The organism is Glutamicibacter sp. AGC46 (genome assembly GCF_053543715.1).
This window is the reverse complement of the sequence record NZ_JBLVOJ010000005.1, coordinates 81,016-103,791: the sequence shown is the minus strand read 5'-3', so window position 1 is coordinate 103,791 and position 22,776 is coordinate 81,016. Positions and strand designations below refer to the sequence as shown.

General features: G+C 56.0%; 18 protein-coding genes. 13 read left to right on the top strand and 5 right to left on the bottom strand.

Features of this window, described 5'->3' with window-relative positions; translation table 11 throughout:
* Nucleotides 1-69: 69 nt before the first annotated feature.
* Nucleotides 70-864 (bottom strand): YsnF/AvaK domain-containing protein, encoded by a 795-nt coding sequence (locus ACNPM8_RS01420; protein ID WP_448939112.1) that lies wholly within the window; start codon nucleotides 862-864, stop codon nucleotides 70-72.
* 421 nt (nucleotides 865-1,285) lie between these two features.
* Here ACNPM8_RS01420 and ACNPM8_RS01415 point away from each other — a divergent pair, with 421 nt between their 5' ends.
* The 3 genes from ACNPM8_RS01415 to ACNPM8_RS01405 all read left to right on the top strand — a co-directional run bounded on the left by ACNPM8_RS01415 (nucleotide 1,286) and on the right by ACNPM8_RS01405 (nucleotide 4,461).
* Nucleotides 1,286-2,371 carry a carboxylate-amine ligase gene (locus tag ACNPM8_RS01415; RefSeq protein ID WP_448939111.1) on the top strand — a complete coding sequence of 362 codons (1,086 nt, stop codon included), beginning with the start codon at nucleotides 1,286-1,288 and terminating at the stop codon, nucleotides 2,369-2,371.
* Nucleotides 2,372-2,555: 184 nt separating this feature from the next.
* Complete coding sequence (locus ACNPM8_RS01410) at nucleotides 2,556-3,920, top strand: MFS transporter (protein ID WP_448939110.1); 1,365 nt, start codon at nucleotides 2,556-2,558, stop codon at nucleotides 3,918-3,920.
* A 70-nt stretch (nucleotides 3,921-3,990) separates the two neighbouring features.
* The gene (locus tag ACNPM8_RS01405) at nucleotides 3,991-4,461 is read left to right on the top strand and encodes a GNAT family N-acetyltransferase (protein ID WP_448939109.1); all 471 of its coding nucleotides are present in this window, start codon (nucleotides 3,991-3,993) and stop codon (nucleotides 4,459-4,461) included.
* Nucleotides 4,462-4,771: 310 nt separating this feature from the next.
* Here ACNPM8_RS01405 and ACNPM8_RS01400 read toward each other — a convergent pair whose 3' ends face one another.
* From ACNPM8_RS01400 to ACNPM8_RS01390, 3 genes are all read right to left on the bottom strand, one after another.
* Nucleotides 4,772-5,320 (bottom strand): DUF4822 domain-containing protein, encoded by a 549-nt coding sequence (locus ACNPM8_RS01400; RefSeq protein WP_448937938.1) that lies wholly within the window; start codon nucleotides 5,318-5,320, stop codon nucleotides 4,772-4,774.
* 149 nt (nucleotides 5,321-5,469) lie between these two features.
* Entirely contained in the window at nucleotides 5,470-6,096 is a 627-nt protein-coding gene (locus ACNPM8_RS01395; RefSeq protein WP_448939108.1) for a response regulator, read from the bottom strand.
* The gene (locus ACNPM8_RS01390; protein ID WP_448939135.1) at nucleotides 6,093-7,235 is read right to left on the bottom strand and encodes a sensor histidine kinase; all 1,143 of its coding nucleotides are present in this window, start codon (nucleotides 7,233-7,235) and stop codon (nucleotides 6,093-6,095) included. Before ACNPM8_RS01390 ends, ACNPM8_RS01395 begins: the two co-directional genes overlap by 4 nt.
* 219 nt (nucleotides 7,236-7,454) lie before the next feature.
* Here ACNPM8_RS01390 and ACNPM8_RS01385 point away from each other — a divergent pair, with 219 nt between their 5' ends.
* The 6 genes from ACNPM8_RS01385 (at nucleotide 7,455) to ACNPM8_RS01360 (ending at nucleotide 12,290) form a co-directional block, all read left to right on the top strand.
* Nucleotides 7,455-8,180 carry an ankyrin repeat domain-containing protein gene (locus ACNPM8_RS01385; RefSeq protein WP_448939107.1) on the top strand — a complete coding sequence of 242 codons (726 nt, stop codon included), beginning with the start codon at nucleotides 7,455-7,457 and terminating at the stop codon, nucleotides 8,178-8,180.
* Between the two features lie 176 nt (nucleotides 8,181-8,356).
* Nucleotides 8,357-9,244 carry a phosphate/phosphite/phosphonate ABC transporter substrate-binding protein gene (locus tag ACNPM8_RS01380; RefSeq protein WP_448939106.1) on the top strand — a complete coding sequence of 296 codons (888 nt, stop codon included), beginning with the start codon at nucleotides 8,357-8,359 and terminating at the stop codon, nucleotides 9,242-9,244.
* A complete protein-coding gene (locus ACNPM8_RS01375; protein WP_448939105.1) occupies nucleotides 9,241-10,077 on the top strand; it encodes a phosphonate ABC transporter ATP-binding protein in 837 nt (278 codons plus the stop codon). Before ACNPM8_RS01380 ends, ACNPM8_RS01375 begins: the two co-directional genes overlap by 4 nt.
* On the top strand, nucleotides 10,067-10,903 hold the full coding sequence (gene phnE, locus ACNPM8_RS01370; RefSeq protein ID WP_448939104.1) for a phosphonate ABC transporter, permease protein PhnE: 837 nt from the start codon (nucleotides 10,067-10,069) through the stop codon (nucleotides 10,901-10,903). The genes ACNPM8_RS01375 and phnE overlap by 11 nt, the downstream gene beginning before the upstream one ends.
* Entirely contained in the window at nucleotides 10,900-11,664 is a 765-nt protein-coding gene (locus ACNPM8_RS01365) for a tyrosine-protein phosphatase (protein ID WP_448939103.1), read from the top strand. The genes phnE and ACNPM8_RS01365 overlap by 4 nt, the downstream gene beginning before the upstream one ends.
* Nucleotides 11,661-12,290 (top strand): TetR/AcrR family transcriptional regulator C-terminal ligand-binding domain-containing protein, encoded by a 630-nt coding sequence (locus tag ACNPM8_RS01360; protein WP_448939102.1) that lies wholly within the window; start codon nucleotides 11,661-11,663, stop codon nucleotides 12,288-12,290. The genes ACNPM8_RS01365 and ACNPM8_RS01360 overlap by 4 nt, the downstream gene beginning before the upstream one ends.
* Before the next feature lie 95 nt (nucleotides 12,291-12,385).
* Here the strand turns inward: ACNPM8_RS01360 and ACNPM8_RS01355 are convergent, their stop codons facing one another.
* Entirely contained in the window at nucleotides 12,386-12,700 is a 315-nt protein-coding gene (locus ACNPM8_RS01355; protein WP_448939101.1) for a helicase associated domain-containing protein, read from the bottom strand.
* A 1,084-nt stretch (nucleotides 12,701-13,784) separates the two neighbouring features.
* Here ACNPM8_RS01355 and ACNPM8_RS01350 point away from each other — a divergent pair.
* From ACNPM8_RS01350 to ACNPM8_RS01335, 4 genes are all read left to right on the top strand, one after another.
* Nucleotides 13,785-17,132 (top strand): sacsin N-terminal ATP-binding-like domain-containing protein, encoded by a 3,348-nt coding sequence (locus ACNPM8_RS01350; RefSeq protein ID WP_448939100.1) that lies wholly within the window; start codon nucleotides 13,785-13,787, stop codon nucleotides 17,130-17,132.
* 13 nt (nucleotides 17,133-17,145) lie between these two features.
* A complete protein-coding gene (locus tag ACNPM8_RS01345) occupies nucleotides 17,146-18,678 on the top strand; it encodes an ATP-binding protein (protein WP_448939134.1) in 1,533 nt (510 codons plus the stop codon).
* A gap of 152 nt (nucleotides 18,679-18,830) precedes the next feature.
* A complete protein-coding gene (locus ACNPM8_RS01340) occupies nucleotides 18,831-19,667 on the top strand; it encodes a PD-(D/E)XK motif protein (RefSeq protein ID WP_448939099.1) in 837 nt (278 codons plus the stop codon).
* Entirely contained in the window at nucleotides 19,668-22,760 is a 3,093-nt protein-coding gene (locus ACNPM8_RS01335; protein WP_448939098.1) for a Z1 domain-containing protein, read from the top strand. It begins immediately after the preceding gene.
* Nucleotides 22,761-22,776: the final 16 nt, after the last annotated feature.

Genomic DNA, 22,776 nt, shown 5'->3' with positions numbered 1-22,776 from the left:
TCCGCCGGATTCCGCCCCGATCACCGCTGCGTGCAGGTTCAGCTCCTGCGCTAAGCCAGCGCGCCGGCGCTAGCGGGTTTGCCGGCCGCCTTCCCAGCCCTCGGCCTGCACCTGTTCCTTGCGCAACTGCGCTTCGAGGCGTTCTTCCTCGATGACTGTTTCCTTTTCCAGGCTGACCCGCTCAACTGGCTCAACAGTCTTCTCTACGACGGGGCGCTCCTCGTGCAAGGTCACCTCCTGCTCGTCTTCAGCCAGTTCTCCGCTGGTGCCGGCGGCTTCGGAATCCGTGATGGGCTCGCGCTCAAGCCGCACTTCCTCATGGCTCACCGGCACCGTGGTGGCCACATCCTCGGTGACCACGTGCTTGCGCAGGCGTACCTTGCCGGTTTCCACGCTTTCGGTTCCCACATGCAGCCGCTCCTCGGAACGGATGGCAGAGGCCTGGGAAGTGCCGGCCTCCGGATCGCGCACGTCTTCCCGCGAATACTCGGCGCGGGCCTCGGTCTCCGGGATGCCGGGCTGCACGGCGGCCTGGTCAGCTTCCTGGTAGGACAGGCTGTAGTAGTGGTAGAGCTCCTGCTCCTGCTCTGGGGTGAGCTGGCCCTCCGGATCGATGTTCGGGGCGTCCTTGACGGTCTGCTTGCCATAGGGCACCGAGAGCGTATCGCCGGCGACCGTTGCCTGGCTGAGCGGAACGAAGCTCTCGGAGAGGCCGAAGAGGCCCGTGCGGACGGTCGCCCATTCCGGCTGCCCGCTGCGGTCGTCAAGGAAAATCTGGCCGAATTTGCCGATCTTCTGGCCGTCGGGTCCAATGACGGTGCCGCCAATTGCGCTGAGTTCCTGAAGTTGTTCTGTGCTGATCATGGGTCTGTCCTCCTGCTGCGTTCGACTTCGGATCAATCCAGTAATTCCAGTCCGCCAGGCCAGCGGCCGGCCGGCTGAAGCTGCGCCTCCAAGTGGGCGTGACGGCCCGCAGCTTGGCTTCTTGCGGTGCTTTGCCGAGCCGCGGTGATTAGAGCGTGGCACACTTTGCAAGCCCTTGCGCTGGGGCTTGTGCTTGCATGGCCGCAAGCTCAGTAGCAGCTGTGAAAAGCGGTCAGCAAGTGCCCGGGGCAGTTATCGGGCGTAGGGCGAGGCGGGTGCACGGGTGACTGCGGACAGCCGCGTCCGCAGCTGCGGCGAAGCTGGAAAATCGCTGGGTTTCCTGCCGGGAACGGCCGTCCCTGGCCAGCTGCAGTCTAATGTTCAGTTCGTATTGCTGCCCAGGGAAGGCGAACCAGCATCCATGACCAGGACCTTTGGGATCGAAGAGGAATTCTTCCTCGTGGATCCGGAAACTGCCGCCCCGGTGCCGATGTCCGATGAGCTCAGCGCCCAGTTGCTTGGCCTCGAACTGCCGGGCACCACGGTCCACCGCGAACTTCTGGCCAGCCAGCTGGAAATCGTCACCGGAATCTGCACCTCTGCGCAAGAAGCCGTGGAAGCGCTGGTGCGGCGGCGCGCCGCCATTGAGCGGATATGCCGCGAACACCAGGTGCTTCCCTTTGCTTCGGGAACGGCGCTGGGGCTTCCGAGCACTACGGAGTTCACCAAGGGCCAGCGCTACGCAACCATCCATGAGTTCGTTCCGGGGATCGCCCGCGAGCATTTCATCAACGGACTGCACATCCATGTGCATGTCCCGGATGCCGCTGCCGGAGTCCGGGCGCTGAATGCCTTGCGCGGCTGGCTACCGCTGATTGCGGGATTGGGCGCGAACTCTCCGATCTGGAACGGGGAGCCAACCGGCTTCGCCTCGTGGCGGACGGTGCACTACCGCAGATGGTCTGCGGCAGGCATCCCGCCGGCTTTCGCGACAGCGCAGGAATACCAGCAGCGCATTGAGGACATGATTGCCTCCGGGGCGCTGCTCGATCCGGGGCATATCGGCTGGTTCGCCCGCTTGTCGGTGAACCATCCGACCATCGAAGTCCGGGCGGCGGACACGCAGATGGCAGCCAGCGAATCCATGGCCCTGGCTCTGCTCATCCGGGCCATTGCGGATACCGCTTCGGAAACGGACAGCCCTGCCAGCACGGCAGCGTCCGAGGTTCTCGACCTGGGCCTGTGGCAAGCGGCCAAGTCGGGAGTGGAAGGCACCTATTTCGATAGCGAATCCAGGACTCCCGTGCCTGCCAAGGCCATGATCCAGCGGGTGCTCGATTACGCGGGCCGTCAATTGCAGCGCAATGGTGATGAACAGTTCGTGGCCGATTACCTGGACTCGCTCGCGAATTTCGGCAATGGTGCCACGCGCCAACTCGAGAGCTGGAACCTGGGCGGAGCGAAGCAGGTCGTGGCTGATGCGACCAAGCTGTTCGCGCAAGCCTGACAGGTTTTCGCAGGAGCAGCGCGTACAACCAGGGGAGCGGCGCGCATGGAGAAATACCGCTTGTAGCGGGTTCGGCAGAGGCCTACTATCAAGGCAGGGAGTCGATCCTGCATGAACGGCCAGCACTGGGGTGCTGGGGCGGAGGAAAGTGATTCCTGCATACTCGCAACAACGAGGGGGAATCATGAGCACTCCAGCTGCAGTACCCGGGCGCATGACCAAGGAGCAGAAGCGCGTTGCGGGAGCGACCATGGTGGGCACCACCGTGGAATGGTACGACTACTTCATCTACGCCAACGCGGCGGCACTGGTTCTGGCCCCGCAATTCTTCACCCCCGCCGAAGGGTCGCTGGGCTCCATCATTGCCTTCGCCACCGTTGGCATCAGCTTCCTCTTCCGCCCATTGGGCGCAATCGTAATGGGCCGGGTCGGAGACAAATACGGACGCCGAGCGGTACTCATCATCACCCTGGTCTTGATGGGCATAGGCACCACACTGGTGGGTCTGCTGCCGACCTACGCAACCATCGGCGTGTGGGCTCCGATTCTCTTGATCCTCCTGCGCATCGTCCAGGGCTTTTCCGCCGGCGGCGAGTGGGGCGGCGCGGCGTTGATGGCAGTAGAACACGCACCGGATCATGCACGCGGAAAATTCGGGGCCTTCCCGCAGCTCGGAGTCCCGGCCGGCATGCTCCTGGCCTCCGCGGTCAGCGCGATCATTGCCGCTATGGTCACCCCGGAGCAATTCAGCGCCTGGGGCTGGCGCATCCCGTTCCTGCTCAGCTTCGTGCTGATCCTCATTGGCTACTACATCCGCCGGCGCGTGGAGGAATCCCCGGTATTCGAGGAAATGGCCAAGACCAAGCAGACCGAGTCTGCCCCGTTGTCCACGCTGTTCAGCAAGCATCCGAAGAAGGTCATCCAGGCAACTCTGGTCTTCATGGGCAACAACACTGCCGGCTACATGCTCACCGGTGGCTTCATCCTGGGCTACGCAACGAACAAGCTGGACCTGCAGGCAGGCGACCTGTTGAACATCATCACCATCGGCTCGCTGGCCTGGCTGATCTCCACTTGGATCGGCGGAGTGGTCTCCGACCGGGTGGGCCGCAAGAAGATGTTCATCATCGGCTGGGTGCTCCTGCTGGTCTGGCTGTTCCCGCTGTTCCTGCTCATCGAGACCCGGAACCTTACCTGGGTTACCGTGTCGCTGGTGGTCTTCGGCGCCTTCATGGGCTTCTCCTACGGACCATTGCCAGCGCTGTATGCCGAGCTTTTCCCGGCCCGCATCCGCCTGAGCGGTTCCTCGATCAGCTACGCCCTGGGCTCGGTGATCGGTGGCGCGTTCGCCCCGACCATTGCCGCGGCAATGGTGGGCCAGTTCAATACAACCGTGGCGGTCTCGACTTACCTGTTCATCTGGGTGGGCGCTTCGCTGATCGCAACCCTGACCTTGAAGGATCGCACCGGAGCTGATTTGTATCCGCAGGAGGGCGCAACCGGAGAATCGGGAGGCCACACAGAAGAAGCCGGGCCCGAGCATTTATGAGGTCTGATGGCGATAGGGCAACTAGCTGCCCGTAACATCTGCGATACAAACTGCTGATATCTTGTCGCTCATGACGTTGTCCATTGAACATGCAGACTTCGAGGATCCCTCCCTGGGAGCCTTCCTCGAAGCCCACCTTGCTGACATGGCGCCGAAGTCGCCGCTGGAGTCCCAGCATGCATTGGACGTGGCTGCGCTACGCCAGCCAACCGTCCGGCTCTGGGCAGCGCAGAAGGACCATCGCATAGTGGGCACTTGCGCGTTGGTGGTATTGGAACCGGGCCACGAGGAGCTCAAGAGCATGCGGACGGACCCGGACTTCCGCGGGCAAGGCGTCGCTTCCAGGTTGCTGCTCCATGCGCTGGAAGATGCCGCACAGCGCAAGCTATCGCGCATATCCCTTGAAACGGGAGCGATGGAGTTCTTCGCACCTGCACGCGCGCTGTACCGAAAGCACGGCTTCCAGCAATGCCAGCCCTTCGGTTCCTACCTGGAGGACCCCAACAGCATCTTCATGACCCGGATCCTTGAACTGGAATAGCTCTTGGGCAGGGCACTGCCAAGAATCCTTGTACCCGCAGAGCCAAAGGCCAGGAGGGATGCCAGTACCGGTCGATTCCGGGCCAAGCCGGCATGACAGCGAGGTCTGAATTCAACACGCTTGCTTGCCGGATATTCATGGAGCAGCCACTGGCAGAAGACTGCCTGGCGGAATTCGGCGGTGCCGCGCTTCAGGCAAAGACAGCACCATGCCATGGCTTTCTGCAACTGGTAGGGCCAGCCCTCCACGGGCCCGCCATTTCCGGAGGGCTCCTGGCAGTGGCGGGCTGATGGGCTGCTTGATAAGCCGCTCAGGAGGTTGCTGGTTCAGGGGTGCCGGTCGGAGTGTGGATGATGTCGAAGTAGACGTCGGTCTTTTCCGGATCGGGGAAGACCCGGTAGGTGAATTCGTCGCCAGTCAGCTTCACGATGTCCGAATCGCGGGTGAACTGGACGGCCCCGGAACCATCCTTGGCGATGATGGTGCGGGTCTTGCCATCCGCGGAGACCGTCCAATCACCCTGCATCTTCGGCGCGCCATCCAGGGTGTACATGCTGAAGGTGCCATCGCCGTGGAAGTAGGCGTTGCCCACGAAGTTGCTGACGTCCTTGTCGCTGAGCTCCACTGGCTCGCCTTCGGCGTCTTGCGCACCGGTGGTTTCCCAAGCGGTGGAAGACAAGACGTCTGAGGGGGTCATGGGATCGCTGGCCGGCGACGCGTTCTCCTGGGTTTCGGCGGTGTTGCCCGTGCCGGACTGGCCAGCACCGGTTCCTGCGGTGCAACCGGCCAGCAGGCCGATCGCCAGGGTTGCGCTGCCCAGCGCGGCAAGCAGCTTGGGGGAGTTGATGCGTTTGTTCATGGTTCCAGCCTCGATTCAAAGAAGTTGATATCCGCGGTTGCCTGGTGAAGCACCGTGGTAAATCAATTCTGACTTTTCGAACCACGCGAGGCATCGGCCATCAAGCTGGGCTTGCTTGCCTGCCAGATGAGATCCCTGAGGCCGGGAACCTAGCGCATGCCCTCCCGGCGGATGGCCGTGGTGATCGCTTCGACCCGCGTCTCCACGCCCAGCTTGGCGTAGATGTGGGCCAGATGGGTTTTGACCGTCGCCTCGGAAATGAACAGCCGCTGGCTCAGTTCCTTGTTCCCCAGCCCCTCGACGAGCAAGCTGAGCAGTTCCGCTTCCCGAGGCGTCAAAGCCTCATCGGGATTGCGCAGCCGCCGGAAGAGCTTGGAGGCCACCGGTGCGCTCATGATGCTCTGGCCGCGCGATGCCCCGCGCACCGCGCTGAAGATCTCCTCCGGCGCGGCGTCCTTGAGCAGATAGCCCATGGCGCCGGCGTCCACCGCCCGGACGATATCCGCATCCGAGTCATAGGTGGTGAAAACCAGGACTGTTTGCTTGGGATTGCGCTGGCGGATTTCCTTGATTGCGTCGATGCCGTCCATTCCCGTGCCCATGGCCAAGTCCATGACAATCACCTCCGGGACGAGGCTTTCCAGCATGGACAGGGCCGCTTCGCCGGAGCCGGCCTCGTCAATAACCTCGATATCCGGTTGGGTGTCGAGCAGCGCCTTGAGCCCGCTGCGGACCACCAGGTGGTCATCGACCAGCAGTACCGTAATTGCGGTCATGAAAGTTCCTCCCCGCTGGGAATCTGCGCTGCCACGATGGTTCCCATGCCTGGGGTGCTTTCCACCGAGAATACGCCGCCTAGCTGCTCCACGCGTTGCCGCATGGCGCGCAAGCCGTAACCTCCGGACTCGGAGGGAAGCATGATTTCCTCCGGATCGAATCCCCGGCCGTTATCGTGGATGTCCAGCGTGACGGTGTCCTGGAGAAAACCGATGGTGATGGTGGCCTGCTCGGCCCCGGAATGCAGCTTCACGTTGGCCGCGGCGCTTTGCACCACCCGGAGCAGGGCGTGCCTCGTCTCGGTGGATACCTTGCGCGGATTGCCGACAACGTGCAGCTGGACATGGGGGACGTAGGCGCAGGCCGCGTCGGACAGCATTTGGGGCAGCGGGCCGGCATCTGCGGCAGGCGAGGCAAGGTCATGGACCAGGCGCCGGGTCTCCAGGAGATTCTGCCTGAGCATTCCGCTGGCCCGCAGGACCTCGTCCCGGGCGGATGCAGCAGGCCAACTCCGGTTGGCTGCCTCCAGGAGCAAGAGGCTGCTGGCCAGGCCCTGGGTGACGGTGTCATGGATTTCGCGGGCAACACGTTCACGCTCGGTGGTGATCCCGGCCCGGCGCTCGCTCGCCGCGAGCTGCTGTTGCGCGCTGGAAAGTTCCTCGTTCAGCCGGCGCTGCTCTGCCGCATCCTGTTCCATCCGGTCGAAGATCAGCGTCAGCATCGCGCCGATGGCCAGCGGCCCGAGGAGCATCACGATATCGGCGCCGTCGCTGAACAGGAACCAGCTCGCTGCGGCGGCCACGACCGTCAGCCCGCCGGCCAGGTAGCCGATGAGCCCGTGCAGCGCCCGGCGGCAAAGGAAGAACAACCCGAAGGAGCACCAGGCAAAGCTCGGAGCGAGCACCACCAGCACCGAGGCTGTCGCAACCAGCACGAGGACCCAGGAAGTGCGGGCCTGCGCCCGGTTCAGCAGGAAGGCGGTGACCAGGTACAGGGCGCAGACCACGGCAGCGAGCACCATGATCCACAGATTCTCGGCCGGGTCATGCCGCAGCACGTAGCGAATCAGCGCGATGAGCATGAGCACGGCAAAGCCGATGTGCACCAGGGCGTCGATGTTGGTTCTGGGTGCGAGCATGGGTTCGGGAGCAGCGTTGGCGAAAGGGATGTCGGAGCCTTTGTCGAGAGTGGAGCCGGTGTGCAGTCCGACGCGGGAACGGTAGGAGCTGCTTTCCCCATGGTAGAACTTGAAGCGGGTTCTGCGCTCCGCCGTCCGGCTGGTTTTCATGGCTTCTTGGCCGATGCCGTGAGAGGGAACGGTACTGCAAGATGGGAAGAAACCGATCAAGGAGTCTCCATGACCACGAACCAGAAAATCGCGGCCGCCTCGATGCCGAACATGCTGCAGCTCGCACGCCGTTCCCTGGCCATGGGACTGGTGGCCCTTGCAGCAGGGGTCGTTCTATCCGGGTGCGCAGCGGACGAACCAGAAACGCAAACTCCGGCACCTGCCTCCGTTGCACCGTCCTCTGTTGCCTCGTTGGCACCGGAAACTGCCGCGCCGGAATCCGGTCTGTCCGCCCAAGAGCAGGCGGAACTGGACCAGCGCTTGGTACGCGCGGCCAAAGCCAATGACGTGGAACAGGTCCGGGAACTGATCGCCGCCGGCGGGGATGTGAATGCCAAGGATTCGCTCCAGGATTCGGCTTTCCTCTATGCCGGGGCCGAAGGCTTCAACGAGATCCTCGAGCTCACGCTGGAGCACGGCGCAGACGTGGAGAGCCTGAACCGCTACGGCGGAACGGCGCTCATCCCCGCCAGCGAGCACGGCCATGTGGAGACCGTGAAGATGCTCATCGAGGCAGGTGTTCCGCTTGACCATGTGAACAATCCCGGATGGACCGCGCTGCAAGAAGCCGTCCTGCTAGGCGATGGAGGACCAAAGCAGCAAGAGGCCGCCAGGCTGTTGCTGGCCGCCGGGGCGGATCCGGGGATCACCGACCCGCAGGGGCGCACCGCCCTGGAGAATGCGCGCCGGCTCGGATTCGACGAGCTGGCCGAAACCATCGCCGCGCATCAGTAGTTCCCCGGCGAAGGATTGAGCCGAACGCAGTGCTGCCTGGCGCGGTGGCTACTAATCGTTCATTCCAAGTTTCCTAACGAGTACGGCAGTCTCGTAATTCGCTGTCACTTTCCGGTGTTTGAGTAATGGTGTTCTCGAAATCGAGGGCACTCGCACCGTCTTGAAAGGTCCGCCTCATGCGCCACCCTGCACTCGTTCCCGTGAGCCTGCTCGGCCTCGCCGCCCTGGCCCTCACAGGTTGCCAAGCCGCTGCTACCGCGGCCGATGCTCCCATCAAGATCGCCACCCTGCCCGTCTCGGATGACCCGACCGCGGTCAATCCCAACGAGGCGCTGGTGGAACTGCTCGAAGCCGAAACCGGGCGCGAGGTCGAAGTGACCGATGTTCCCGACTATCTCAGCGTGGTCGAGGCCATCCGAGCGGATCACGTCGACATGGGGATCATGAGCGGTTTTCCTTCGGCGCTCGCGCTGAACACCGGTGAAGTCGATTCCCTGCTGGCGTGGGAGGGCAGCGACGATCCGGTGTCCACCTGCGTGGTGCTTGAAGACTCGCCGGTGAAGTCCCTGGAAGACTTCCGCGGCAAGACCATCGCCTTCGCGGACCAGGCTTCGAGCTCCGGCTACTTCATGCCGGTGTACATGCTGCACCAGGCCGGGCTGGAGCAGGGCAAGGACTACGAGGCCACCTTCGCCGGCGGGCATGAGGGCAGTTTCGCCGCCCTGGAGCAAGGCCAGGTGGACGCGGCCTGCACCGCTAACGTGCTGACCGAAATGGGCGCACCGATGTTCCCCTTCGCCGAGGGGCAGTGGCGCGGGGTTGGACAGAGCCCGTCCATGGAAATCATGGGCAGCGTGCTGGCTCGCCAGTCGCTGGATGAGGAAACCCGCACCGCACTGCAAGAGGCGCTTCCGAAGATCTTCTCCGAAAAGAACAAGGAAGCCCTGGCCGGATACTCGTCCTTTATCGGACTTGAGGTGGAGGTCGCCCCGGATCCCAGCGCCTATGCCTCCTTTGCCGACATCGCCGAGGTGGCTGGCGTTGAACTGGAGGACCTGAAATGAGGCCGGCCGCCAAAGCTGAAGCCCCCGCCCAGCCCGAGCAGCTGATGAGCACCGCTGAGCTGCGCCAGACGCTGCCGCTGGCCACCGTGCGCAGCCTGGAAGTCTGCTATGACCCGAAGAAGCCGGTGCCCGTGCTGGACGGCGTGGATCTGGACCTGTTCCCGGGCGAGATGGTCTCCCTGTTGGGTGCCTCGGGGTCGGGCAAGTCCACCTTGATGAAAAGCCTGACCGGTTTCGCCCCGGCCACAGCTGGCACGGTGCGCGTGGCAGGCCATGACCTGCGCAATCTCCAGCGCGGCGAGTTGCGCCAATTGCGCTCCGAGGTGGGCCAGGTCTTCCAGCAGTTCAACCTGATCCCGCGCTTGAGCGTCCTGTCCAACGTCCTCACCGGTGCACTGCACCAGGCCGGGGCCATCAATCTCGTGGGCGGCTTCTCCAGTGCCCACCGCAAATACGCCATGGAACTGCTGGACCGGGTAGGCATTGCGCACAAGGCCAAGGAGCCGGCACGTTCGCTCAGCGGCGGGCAGCAACAGCGCGTGGCCATCGCCCGGGCGCTGATGCAGCGGCCTCGGCTGATCCTCGCCGATGAGCCGGTCGCGTCGCTGGACCCGAAGCTTGCCGATTCGGTCCTGCAGCTGTTGCGGGATATCGCTGTCCAGGACGGAATCCCGGTGCTGGTCAGCTTGCATGTGGTACCGCTCGCGCTGGCCCATAGCGATCGCATCGTGGGGCTGCGCCAGGGCAAGATGCTGTTTTCCGGAAAGTGCAGCGAACTGGATGCCCAGTCGCTGAAGGGAATCTACGAAGACGGTGATACCGATGTCCACTGAAACCAGAACCGTTTCACCGGCGGACCATGAGCTGCCGGCCTCCGAGCGCGCCCGTCTTGAATGGGCTTTCACCATCCCGCGCGCACGCTTCCTGCTGGGCATACCCGTTGCCCTGCTGATCCTGCTGTGGTCCGCGGGCGGAGTGGGCTTCGATTTCATCAAGCTCGGCCAGGGAACACTGAACATGGGCGAATTCCTCGCCCGCCTCTTCCCGCCGGACTTCTCGAAGATCTCCACCATCCTGGAATTGCTGCTCGAAACCCTGCAAATGGCCATCGTCGGCACCGTGCTGGGCGTGGTGCTCTCGCTGCTGGTCGCCTTCGGCGCGGCCTCCAATATCGCGCCTCCATGGCTGTATTACCCATCGCGCTGGGCCATGAACGTGATCCGCGCCGTGCCCGACCTGGTTTTCGCCCTGATGTTCGTCTCGGCCGTGGGTTTGGGGCCTTTCGCCGGCATCCTGGCCATGACCCTGGGCTCGCTCGGGTCCATCGGCAAGATCTTCGCCGAGGCCATGGAATCGGTGGACAAGGGACCGATGACCGCCATGCAGGCCGTCGGCGCGTCCAAGCGGCAGGTGATCCAGTACGGCATCCTGCCGCAGGCCGCCCCGCTGCTGGTTTCCTACACGCTGCTGCTCTTCGAGGGCAACGTGCGCGGCGCAACCATCCTGGGGCTGGTGGGTGCCGGCGGCATCGGCCTGGAGCTGACCACCGCCATGCGCATGTACGACTACGGCCACCTGAGCGCCATCATCATCTGCATCATCGTGCTCGTCACGATCATCGACCAGAGCAGTGCCCTGATAAGAAGGAGAATCACATGAGTGCACCAGCCATCGAACTTGAGCTCAGCGCACCGGTCAACCTGCGGGACCTGGGCGGAATCCGGATTGCCGGGGGCACGCTGCGCCCGCAGCTGGCGATCCGCACTGATGACATCGCCTATGCCACCTGCGAAGTCGCACAGCAATTAGTGGGCGGGGGATTGGCCGCGGTCATCGATCTGCGCTCGCCGGCAGAAGTCGCCACGACCGGACGAGGTCCGCTGGCCGAGTTCCCGGTGGCCTATCACAACCTGCCGCTGATCAGCGATGTCTCGCGGTCGACACCGAAGGGTGCCGAGGGGTTCACCCATGAGGCCATGGGCCGGATGTACCTGGACATGGTGGAGAATTCCGCGGCGCACCTGGTCACCGCGCTGAACATCATCGCCTATTCGCCGGGGACCACGGCGTTCCATTGCGCGGCAGGGCGCGACCGCACCGGCGTGCTGGCCGCCATGCTGCTGCTCGCGCTGGGCGCCAGCGACGAGGACATCGTGGCGGACTACGCGTTGACCGGGCAGAACATGCGCGCCATCATGGAGCGCAACCGGCCGGTGATGGGCGCGATGTGGCGGGCTTTGGGCATGGACTTCTCCAAGGTCGACACCTCGCAGCTGCTCAGCGGATCCATGGACGTGGCAATGGAAATGATGCTCGGAGAGCTGCGGGCGCGCCACGGTGATCCCCTGGCTCCGTTGCGCGCCGCCGGGCTGGGCGAGGACACCATCCAGCGCCTGTCCGAGCGCGCAGTGCAACGATGAGCGTCTTGGCCGTTGAGCAGGCTCCGGTGCGCCGGCGTCCGGGTCGCCCTCGGCACGAGGAACTGGAGCAGAAGGTACTGGATGCAGCGCTGGAATTGATCGATGCGGAGCAGGAGATTACGGTATCCAAGCTGGTGGAGCTCAGCGGAGTCAGTCGTGCTGCGCTCTATCGCAGGTGGCCGTCGCTGACCTTGCTGATAGCTTCGGCGCTGAACACCGGACGAGTCGTGCCGCCGGCCATTCAAGGCGACGGGGATTTGCGAAGGAACATCTTCGAGGCGCTCTTTGGCCACGGAGCGGAACAAACAGTGGAAATGTACTCGGAATCCCGATTCAGGCAGCGCATCCGCCTGGTGATGGCTGACCGCGAGCTCCAGCGCGCTTATTGGCAATCGCACGTGAAGGTGCGCAGGGTGCCGATTGAAGATGCGCTGCGAGCGGGGATGGAAAACGGGATACTGCGTAGCGACCTGGATGTTGAGTCCTGTTTCGACACCTTGGCAGGAGCCGCGTACTACCAGCTGGTGGTGCGCGGCGAGAGCTTCCGCTTGCCGGAAACCCGCGCCAGGCTTGAAAAAGCCTTTGACATGGTTTGGCGGGGAATGGTCGCTTTCCCTTCCCGATAGATCCGCTATTGGAACCAATTGGTGTCGCAAAACAGGAAGCGAGAGCTCGTTACGGCGATTTTCTTATTTAGGAAATCCATCAACAAGTAAGTGAACTAGCCGCGACTGCGCCATCCAGGGATAGCGGCGTTTAAAGCAGAAAGCCTTGAATCCGACAGTCTGTTACCCATGCGCAGCTGGTGTTGGTTGTGAAGCCATACACCCAGAGTCCGCTCATGTTCACTCGTATATCGTCTGTAACGAGGGAGGCGGTCATACATAATTACGAATTCTTGCAAAGCCTCCAATCTGCCTTGCCATGCAACTTCACGTGAACTTTGTGTGGAAATATACCAATCCCCGAGTCGATCAAGGATTGCAATCTTCGTTTTTGACAACTGACCCTTAAAATGAAGATTCCGTTGTTTCATTAGCCAGTTATGTAACGAAACCTCTTCTAATTCTCCGGATCTTTGGGGGAGTCTATTATAAACGGTCGCGAAGACGGCTGTTTCCTGAGCGCGTTGAAACCATTTCTCTGAGGGCCTATCGATGCCCCTTGACTTTAGGGCTTCTGCGTGTCGTACGTTGAACCCGGGTTCGTATTTCTCTCGAGTTTTCACGTGCAAATGTACCGTCGCAACCTTCGCATGACAAAGGTCTGCTATTTCCCTCGCCGTTAGTCCAGCAACATACATGAGGTCCCATTCAGGATGCCTTGAAACTTCCCAAGATGTCATCGCTTGTATCTCAGTCTCCAGCCGTGCTCGGGCCTCGAGGGTTGTCGTGCTTTCACAACAATTCTTCAATACGAGGTTGGTGAATCATACCTTGTGCGGGTATGTAACGATCGACATATTTTATGGTTCGCGGTGTCAACCAGTCTCGTAGGACAAAATCGGTTAGCTAGGGCGGCGCCAAAGCCAGTCAGATGAGTCCATTTGCGTAACATTCATGCCGCCTTATTGCGTCGCGACGATGCCTGCATATTGATATTCAGCGCGTACGGTATTTCCGAAGACAACTGGACACGCGTACGGTATTTCCGAAGACAACTGGACAGTTGTTCTCTGCGATTTGTTATGACATTCATGTTAGCTCTCTCAGATTCACTCGAGACCGATGCGCGACAGTTTTGAACCGAGTTAGCAGATATCAAGGCATTGGATCGGTCAACAGGTTAGCAACTGGAATGGGCGTGAGTCCGAGGCGTCCCCGTAAATATTTGACGAGGAACGGTGGGTCCGTGGATAGGCCAAATGCGATTTAAGTCTTTTCTAATCTAAATAGAAAGTTTAGATTGGTCCTTCTTTACGGGCAATCAGATGAAAAAAGTGAAGCGACTCGAGAGGCTACTTATTGCATGCGGTAGCGGTGTACTGTTGGATGGAAGACATCCAAATGGTTACCCCATGTTCCCGGATATCGATTGTGCACTGGATATAGATCATTCATTACAGGGTCAACCCAGAATAGTCGAGACTTGATTTTGGTAGGCAGGAGAACTTGGTCAACATGCCTTGGGCCGGCGTAGATAGTGATTTGAGCCGTTTCGTAGCGAAAGAAACCCTTCAAGCAATAAACGCGTATAAGGCGAGACCAGATCTAGTTCGCGAACATAGCAATATCGAACAGGCGATTACGCAAAGCGGTTATGGGCGCAAACAGCTAAACGAGCTCATCCAAAACGCTGCCGACGCCATTGACAATCCAAATGGTCGCATTCGCGTCGTTCTGACTGCCGATGCATTGTATTGTGCAAACGAAGGAATGCCATTCAGTAGCTCCGGATATCGAACGTTGATGCTTTCACATTCATCCGAAAAACGCGATGATCAGATCGGTCGATTCGGGCTCGGATTCAAGTCGGTCATACAAATATCAGATTCGCCTCAGATATTCAGTAAAAATGGTTCTGTGAAATGGGACCGCGAGCATAGCGATATGCTTCTGGAACCTTTGTACCCATCTTTAGCGTCGTACCCAGTGCTGCGAATTGCGACACCTATCGATCCATATGCCGAATCCCGGAATGATCCTACTCTGCAAAGCCTAATGGAATGGGCTAGTACCGTTGTGAAACTACCGCTGGCGCATCAAGCAACTTGGCTCGGCGATGCCATGAGGGATTTTCCGCATGAATTCTTGCTCTTTTCGCAGAACATTGGCTCACTCGAATTCCAGAACGATTTAGATGGAAGCTTCGCTGCGTGGAGTGCTATCCGAGACAAAAACTTAGTCACATTACAATCCGAAGGAATTTCGGAGGATTGGAAAATATTCCGGTATTCCCACAAAGTGAGTCACATGGCGAGCATAGAAGCAGGCGCCATAGCGGCGAGGGAAACAGTCGAAGTCACTTGGGCCGTGCCCATTACGGGGAGCGCGCGTAGGCAGAGAGGTAGCTTCTGGAATTATTTCCCGACCAGTCATGCAACTTCGCTTAGAGGAATTGTAAATGCAGCGTTCAAAATGAACGAAGACCGTCACAGCATGCTGCAAACGATGTATAACAAAGAATTACTGCAGAATGCGCTACCAACTATGGTTGCGGGAGCTCTTGCATCGTTTCAGGATGAATCGGACCCAGCCAGTTATCTAGATTTACTGCCAGCCCGAGGACGCGAAACTATCTCATGGGCGGATACCGTGATCAATGAGCCGATATTTACCGCATTATCATCTGTTCCTTGTTTACCGGACCGTTCAGGAACCCTTCAGCATGTATCCGCAATCACAATCCAGCCAGAGCTAACGGACGCAGAATACTTACAGGAACTCTGGTCAGATTGGGTCGAGAAGGACCGGCCTTGGTTGCATTCATCTGCGTTGGCGACGAAAGAACGCAGACTTGTCGTTCGACGACTCATAGACTTGGCGAATAAGGGTAGAGCGTCAATTGAACAGTGGCTCGAAGAGATTACTCACGGACAACAATTCGGCAATTTTGAGAACGCGCTTAGGCTGGCCGTCGAAATTGAAAAGCGCCATTCAGACCTGCAGCCTGCAATGCGTAGGAGCCATATTATTCCAATGCAGGACGGGAGCGTTAGGCCTCCTATCGTCACACAGACTTTCTTGCCGATGGATGAAGATGACCAAGGGCCGAATCTAGTCGACTATAGTTTCCTGCATTATGGTGACGTAAGCGCTCTTCTGCATTCCTTGGACTTCCATGTTCTGGATGATCGAGGAAAAGTTGCTCGTGTTGCAAGACAAGTAGCAAAAGATTACTCAGATGAGAATGCAACTCTATCGCTTTGGAGGCTCTCTAGATCATTGCCGGTATCTGAGATGTTGTCGCTAATCGAAGAACAGCTCGAAGCCGGTAAGATCCGCATTCGGGCAAAAGATGGAACTTGGAGACCATCCTCGAATCTATGGCTGTCAAACGGAATAATTGCCGGCGATAGTGAAAATGATAGAGCCCTTCTTGTTGATGACCTCTTCCATAGGCAGGACCTCGCACTCATAAGGAATTTGAACGTAATAGCTAACCTTTCGGATCCAGTTACGTGGGTGGAAGACCCCACGTATAAACTATGGAAAAAATCAGAGTCGGCTCGCATCTCCATCGAATCGCAATCGACTCCTGTACCAGTTTCTGAAGGATCCCTTCGTTTCAAACCAGCGCTGACGACACCGCGTCTTCACCTACTTAGCGAAGCATCAGTGCGTACTCGTGAGAAGTCGACTCAGCGAGTACTGTCCAATGAGGCTTATAAAACTACCGTAGAATTCAGCAGTACTTATAAGGAGCCCCTAAAGATCGACGGGCCTGATATCTGGTGGGTCAAAAAGTACGGTGTGCTGCAAACGCGATTGGGTCTAGTGGAGGCCCGGTATTGCGTCGGCGAATTAGAGGGGATCCCAACTGGGTACCTTCCCTATCCCGGGCCCTCGCATGCTGAAAAGCTTAACTTGCCCGTGGCAGTCGATGGGGTCAATTGGGGCTTCGTCCTTCCTCTGGCTGAAGAGAAGCTTCCAACAGCACGTGTCCATGAGCTATACGGATTACTAGCAAAATTCTCTGTTCAAAGACCAAAGAATCTCTTGGTGTCGGGACGAAATGAAGGAAAGAGTTACTACCCCACGGACATTATAAAGGTCGCTGGAGATAGGGCAACATACGATTTTCTCCTAAAAAGTACCGAAAGTGCTGCCATCTTTATCGAGGATAACGATTTAAGATCTGAATTCGTAAATAGATGGCGAATGAAAGAAGTGAAAATTGAGTTTTTCAGTACTTTTGAGCAGGTCACGGATGAAGACGGTCAAGTAGATACGATTTCAAACCTGTTCCCATTCTTGCATAAGGTCGAATCGAAGATTCGTAGGAGTAACAGGTGCGTACCATGTAAGGTCCTAAGAACAGTTAATTCAAATTCTTACGTAGAGGAACAAGAAGTCGAAGATCATGAAACGTATCGTGACGGTACGATTTTCTACTATTCGAATACATTGTCAAGTCGTAGGCTCTTATCCGCATTGTTAAGAGACGTTGGGAGCGCGCGTAAGACCGCGGACGTAGAAAGTGAAATGCGTCGACTGGCGAGGAATACCCAAGTACCTGTCGAAACGGATAACCCGTCAAACGGGCGGCCAGAAGCAACACCCTTTGTTGAACCTCTCAAGAAGCATGTGAGTGGTTTCTTACCGCTCCGCACTGACAAGGACTTGGGTGAACAACTAATTTTAATCGAACGAGCCGTTCTTCGTTACCTAGATAATTCGATGACCGATGTTTTCGATCTCCGCATAAATTTCGAGGTCGATATGTCCACTGGATTCCCTAACGGAACTATCGAAAGCGTTTCCGAGAACGTACGAAAACTCGGTGGTCAAGCCCGATTTGAGGACTGAATTAGTGCCAGATATGCATCAGATCGCAGAACATCTTTGGAAAAAAGAAACAATTCTACCGGATCCTTCGACCGTCGCTGCAATTGGACGGCACCATGATTTTAAAAGCGCGTTAGCCGACTTAGTCGACAATTCGATTGATGCCAATGCCACACGCGTGAGAATTAGGTTCGTTCAACGTAAAAGTAGCATCGTTTCTATTCAGGTTATCGACAACGGTCGTGGAATGTCTGAATCTGAACTAAAACTTGCAATGACTTTCGGAGCTCGAAGGGACTATACAGCGTCAGATCTAGGCTACTTTGGTTTGGGGCTTAAAGCAGCTTCACTTTCACAGGCAACTGCATTCGAAGTTTATTCCAGGAAGGAATGGGGTCTAGCCGTCGGGCGTCGGATGGACCGGAATGTATCAAAGGATTTCAGAGTTGGGGTTCTAGCCGACGGACATGCCAATGAGCGCCTGGATAACCTGTCTGGTATTGAATTTTCGCACGGAACTGTAGTCGAGTGGTTCGGACTAGAAGATGTAATACATACTTCTGACGTGGAAGAAACGATCGAATGGCGCAATGAGCGGCTGAGAACGATCCGAGAGCATTTGGGGATTATTTTCCATCGACATTTGCAATCCGATAAAGTTCAGATCGATATCGATACGTATGACGCGGATCGACAGAGAACTTTACCACCGACTCGCGTAGATCCGATTGATCCATTTCAAGACTCTTTGACAACATCTACATATCCGCAAGAGTTCGAAATTGTTCTTCCCGACGGGACGACGAGCGCTATGCAAATGCATATCTTTCCAGCACGTCTCGCGACGGCGTCATTTAACCTCTACAACGAACCTGGCGAATCCCGACAAGGAATATTTGCCTATCGTAGAGGAAGACTGCTGACAGTAGGGCAAAACTGGGCCGGAGCGCGAGTTCGGAAAAAAGAATATGCGCTTGGGCGGATAAAAATTGACCTAGATGAATCTAATGAGCATCTAGTTTCAATTAATCCCGAAAAGATAGCACCGAGCTATTCCGAAGATCTCATCCGAGGAATAGCTAAATCACACGCGGTAGGAAATTATAGTCATAACCTTGACAAATACTTTGCAGATTTAGTCGCTCACCATCGCGAATCCAGGAAGACTAAAAAGAAGGAAATACAGCTCGTTGAACCGGGCGCGGGTCTCAACCCGACAATCATGCGCATATTAGAGGATCTTCAAGACTTCGCCGATTTCGAAACGATCGATATCCGGATTATGTCACTACCAGAAGATGAATTATTCCGTGCTGATCGCATAGGTCGAAGAATAGACATCAACCTCGAATTTATTCGCAAAGTATATGGTCTTGATCGTAGGCTTGACAACAGCGACGCGCAGATTTTGAAAGTCCTTCTATATCTTCTTCTAGAGAGTGATTTCAAAGTTGAACAGCGATGGACCGGGAATCGTGAAGGTAAGCATAGGTTGATAAATTCGGTGCTGCTACAAGCCTTAAAGGAAGACTTCGGATCTCATTTTACAGATGAACGGGGAAACTAATGTCGGAGTATTCGGAAAACGTAAGTTCCCGATTGGATTCTTTAACTTTAGACCGATATTTTAATTCTCCGAACACAGTCGTTCAACTACTTAGTACCAATCCGCGGTGTGAACTTAGAATTGACCCCATTGCGCAGACAATGCAACTTCGAGTGCCGAAAGACTCCTCAGTTCCAGATATTGGTGATCTGGCAAACGTTGAGATTACATATATGGCGGAATTGAACATTTGTAGTGTCACTCTGTCAGCCAAGGATATGCATTATGCTGCCTACTCATTTGTTGCTCAGATAGTTGAGGAATTACGTGCAGGGAATATTGTGTCTAAGGCGATTGAGAGAAGTATTGACGAACATAGACTGTTATTGCTAAGACGCGAGATCCTTAGTGAAGATAAGCAAGTGGGCCTAATTGGAGAACTGCTTTTCCTGAAATATCTCCTCAGCTTGAAATCAACTCCTGGGATGGAATCCTGGTTAGGCCCCTTGGCGGAGCAGCACGACTTTTCATTCGGTCAGTTTGATCTTGAAGTCAAAACGACCAGAGGCGAGAGCCGTGTTCACAGAATTGCATCAGTAACCCAACTTGAGGCCTCGCCAAATCGTGAATTATGGTTTCTGTCGATTCAAATAACATCTGCTGGGGTCGCGTGTAAAGGGTTCAGCCTGTCTTCCTTAATTGAGGAAATTCGTGAACTACTGGGAGAAAACACGAGAGCATTTGACGACGAGCTAAAGCAGATCGGATGCAAAGATGAAGACCTGCATTTCTACAAGAAATATTATATGTTGCGTTCTAACCCAGCTTTCTTCCTCGTAGACGAAAGTTTTCCAAGATTACTCAATGAGCATTTAACCCACTCTGTGCCAAATTATGAATACATTTCAGATATATCGTATAGAATTAACGTTTCGCATTTGACGCCCAGAAGAGGCGCGGATATTTTTAACGAGTTTTCAAACTACACAAATCGTATTTCGGGGGTTTAAATGGAAAAGAATGCGCAAACAATTGACGCTGTAACCAGTGCGATTGCGATGATCTCTGAAAAAGGACCGAAGCCGCTTCTTCGTAGAGTTAACTTTTCGCTCGACGAAGACGATCTCAACCCACTCACGAGCGATGAGTTGGTCCGTCTATTGACTGTTGAAGGTGATCCGAACGATCCTATCCAAGTCGAATTTCGGTTGGCGCTGTCAAGGTGGGACCAAGTCTCAGACGCCACTTGGTTGGAAGGTGCCCCGGAATATGCAATATTGCCGAAGGGCCGAGGCAGAAGATCGTACGTCATTGAAAGCCTGGGATTTAGTGCGGTAGATTCGGAAAGCATTAATTCCTTTTACCCGGTCATAAATGGTGGAATCATAGTAGCGGCTCCGCGTGACGGTCGTTGGCCGTGGTACTCCGCCGAGCGTCGCACGAGGAGTCACTACTGGGATGTCTATCGAGGCGTTCTCAAACGTAGAGGATTTGATGGTGAGGCCATCGCGACCTTGGACGAGTCGACTACAGAAATTGTGAGCAGATTTGCGGATCCCACCTGGGATGAAACGTACCAGTCCAAGGGATTGGTTGTGGGGCATGTTCAGAGTGGAAAAACGGCTAACTTCACTGGAACGGTTGCTAAAGCGATTGATGCTGGGTACCGCCTAATCATTGTCCTAACAGGTACATTGGAGATCTTGAGGAGTCAAACGCAGCGCCGTCTCGATAAGGAACTTGTAGGGTTTGAAAACATCGTCGGTGGAATAGATCTTTCCGATGCTGCTCTCGCAAGAGAAAATATTGACTATATCGCAAACGATGATTCAGACTGGGCAGTTGATGGCAGATTTGTGAAATTTGGTTACGACCCGGAAAGTGTGGCTGGAGTTCCGCACATTATCCGATTGACAAAGAGTACGGATGACTATAAGTCGTTGAAAGCGGGCCTTTCAACATTGGACTACAAATCTCATATTCGGAATCCCGAACAGAAGATATTCCACCCCGATAATTTGTGGGACACTCCTGTACGACTAGTCGTGGTCAAGAAGAACGGTCCCGTTCTAAGAAAGCTAATTAAGGATTTAAAGCAAATCAGGGGAAATACCCAAGATTATCCAGCATTAATTATCGATGATGAAGCGGACCAAGCAGGGATCAATACTAGAAAACCCCCTGTGAGTCTTACTACTGAAGAACTCGCTGAAGAGATCAAGCAAGCCCGTGAACGCACAGCCATAAATAAGTTACTTTCCGAACTATTGGGAATATTGCCTCGTGCTCAATATGTGGGTTATACAGCGACACCTTTCGCTAACGTTTTTGTGGACCCCCGAGACGCGGAAGATATATATCCAAAGGACTTCATCTTCAGCTTGAATCCTCCCCGCGCATATATGGGAGGCAGGTCTTTTCATGATCGGGATGCTATTTTTGAAAACGATGATGAGAAAACTCCCTCTCTCAGTAACCAAGCTGCCTACATCCGGGATATCAATTCAAACATCAATTCTGACCAGAAGCGCCCGTCAGAGATGCAAAGGGCGATTGACTCATTCGTTTTATCTGGGGCGATCAAGCTTTGGAGGGCCGCACGTGGAAGCGTCGGAGATTTTAGGCACCATACTATGCTCTTCCACGAATCTGTGAAGCAGGTCGAACACCGTGAACTTGCCGACGAAATTCACGGGCTTTGGAAGCGATCTGACTATCTGGGTTTCGAAGGATACGACAGGCTTCAAGACCTTTGGGGAGAGGATTTCGCCCCGGCGATGAATGGGTTGCGGCTCAGGAAGGATGCAGAATACCCTGATCCCACCCTTCACCCCGTACCGCTCTCTTTTGACGACGTCGCTGTCTACATTCCCGAAGTCATCAAACGGGTTGAGGCTGGTACTAAGCCAATTGTCGTTGTAAACGGTGATAAGGAGAGTGAATACACTCAGTCCGGTGCTGATTTTCAACGTGGTTCTGTCTGGAAAATACTAGTAGGTGGAGCAAAACTTTCACGTGGGTACACTATTGAAGGCTTGACGATTACATGGTATTCACGCAAGGCGCTTGCTGCTGATACGCTCATGCAGATGGGCCGCTGGTTTGGTTACCGACCCGGTTACCGTGATTTAGTGCGACTTTATATAGGCCGACAAGTTGTGGCGTCTACTAGCAGTAACAGAACTTTTGATCTTTATGAGGCTTTTGAGTCCATGATCTCCGACGAAGAAGATTTCAGGGATCAACTCTCGCAGTTTGCTGAGCTTGATGAGAACGGTCAACCCCAAATACGTCCAATTGATATCCCTCCATTGGTCTCGCAGAGCTTGCCATGGCTGCGTCCGACGGCCCGGAATCGAATGTATAACGCTCAAATTGTCCAGTATGCCAAAGGAGATCGCTTCAAGGATTTCTTCTATCTCCCCTCTCGTGATCCGAGACATTCAAAGAACAGGGAGAATTTGGTTGCAATTGCGCCTCTTCTTCGTCTTCTACAGAACGAAGAGACATTTTTCTATGAGACGGCAACGAAAAACCATTCAAGTTATAAGGCACTTACAGCAGTTGTGCCAGCCGCCATTGTTGTTGATGTTTTGTCATCATTCAGTTGGGGGAGAGAAGGGCTTGCCGACGCCGATATCGAATTTGTCAAGGGCGCAATCCTAAAGGGGACCATTACTGATTTTAAAGTTGTCTTGCCAGTGCCGGCTAAGAAGCAAGCAATCAGATCTATTGATCTAGACGAAGTTAGATCGATTTTGTTTCCCATAGTCGAGAGAAAACGACGCGAACGTGGAGATTTTTCGGGCTCATCACGGTGGACTAGAATGCCGCTCGAGAAGGAATTTACACTTAGAAAGTCTGATAATGACGTTGGATCGCGTACGACGGGCGCTGTAATAATAACGCTTTCAGCGGATCAATGGGATGGAAAGAAAGCATATTCGGATCCGGAAGCACTTGAATCCGCGAGGGTACCACCCGAGGATATTGCTACCCTATTTTCATGGGCAATTCCGCATGACGCAGCACCGAAAGGAAAAGCTGGATTCAGTGTCCGATCTGCGGAAGATTCCTCGGCTCCGATTGTCAGAATATCGTGATCCTTTGTCGGGCGGT

Bases quoted from the DNA above. Each gene is read 5' to 3' on its own strand.
- ACNPM8_RS01410 (WP_448939110.1), top strand. From the start codon at position 2,556: ATGAGCACTCCAGCTGCAGTACCCGGGCGCATGACCAAGGAGCAGAAG.
- ACNPM8_RS01395 (WP_448939108.1), bottom strand. From the start codon at position 6,096: ATGACCGCAATTACGGTACTGCTGGTCGATGACCACCTGGTGGTCCGC.
- ACNPM8_RS01400 (WP_448937938.1), bottom strand. From the start codon at position 5,320: ATGAACAAACGCATCAACTCCCCCAAGCTGCTTGCCGCGCTGGGCAGC.
- ACNPM8_RS01375 (WP_448939105.1), top strand. From the start codon at position 9,241: ATGAGGCCGGCCGCCAAAGCTGAAGCCCCCGCCCAGCCCGAGCAGCTG.
- ACNPM8_RS01405 (WP_448939109.1), top strand. From the start codon at position 3,991: ATGACGTTGTCCATTGAACATGCAGACTTCGAGGATCCCTCCCTGGGA.
- ACNPM8_RS01345 (WP_448939134.1), top strand. From the start codon at position 17,146: ATGCATCAGATCGCAGAACATCTTTGGAAAAAAGAAACAATTCTACCG.
- ACNPM8_RS01360 (WP_448939102.1), top strand. From the start codon at position 11,661: ATGAGCGTCTTGGCCGTTGAGCAGGCTCCGGTGCGCCGGCGTCCGGGT.
- ACNPM8_RS01420 (WP_448939112.1), bottom strand. From the start codon at position 864: ATGATCAGCACAGAACAACTTCAGGAACTCAGCGCAATTGGCGGCACC.
- ACNPM8_RS01415 (WP_448939111.1), top strand. From the start codon at position 1,286: ATGACCAGGACCTTTGGGATCGAAGAGGAATTCTTCCTCGTGGATCCG.
- ACNPM8_RS01365 (WP_448939103.1), top strand. From the start codon at position 10,900: ATGAGTGCACCAGCCATCGAACTTGAGCTCAGCGCACCGGTCAACCTG.
- ACNPM8_RS01380 (WP_448939106.1), top strand. From the start codon at position 8,357: ATGCGCCACCCTGCACTCGTTCCCGTGAGCCTGCTCGGCCTCGCCGCC.
- ACNPM8_RS01355 (WP_448939101.1), bottom strand. From the start codon at position 12,700: ATGAAACAACGGAATCTTCATTTTAAGGGTCAGTTGTCAAAAACGAAG.
- ACNPM8_RS01385 (WP_448939107.1), top strand. From the start codon at position 7,455: ATGACCACGAACCAGAAAATCGCGGCCGCCTCGATGCCGAACATGCTG.
- phnE (WP_448939104.1), top strand. From the start codon at position 10,067: ATGTCCACTGAAACCAGAACCGTTTCACCGGCGGACCATGAGCTGCCG.
- ACNPM8_RS01350 (WP_448939100.1), top strand. From the start codon at position 13,785: ATGCCTTGGGCCGGCGTAGATAGTGATTTGAGCCGTTTCGTAGCGAAA.
- ACNPM8_RS01335 (WP_448939098.1), top strand. From the start codon at position 19,668: ATGGAAAAGAATGCGCAAACAATTGACGCTGTAACCAGTGCGATTGCG.
- ACNPM8_RS01390 (WP_448939135.1), bottom strand. From the start codon at position 7,235: ATGCTCGCACCCAGAACCAACATCGACGCCCTGGTGCACATCGGCTTT.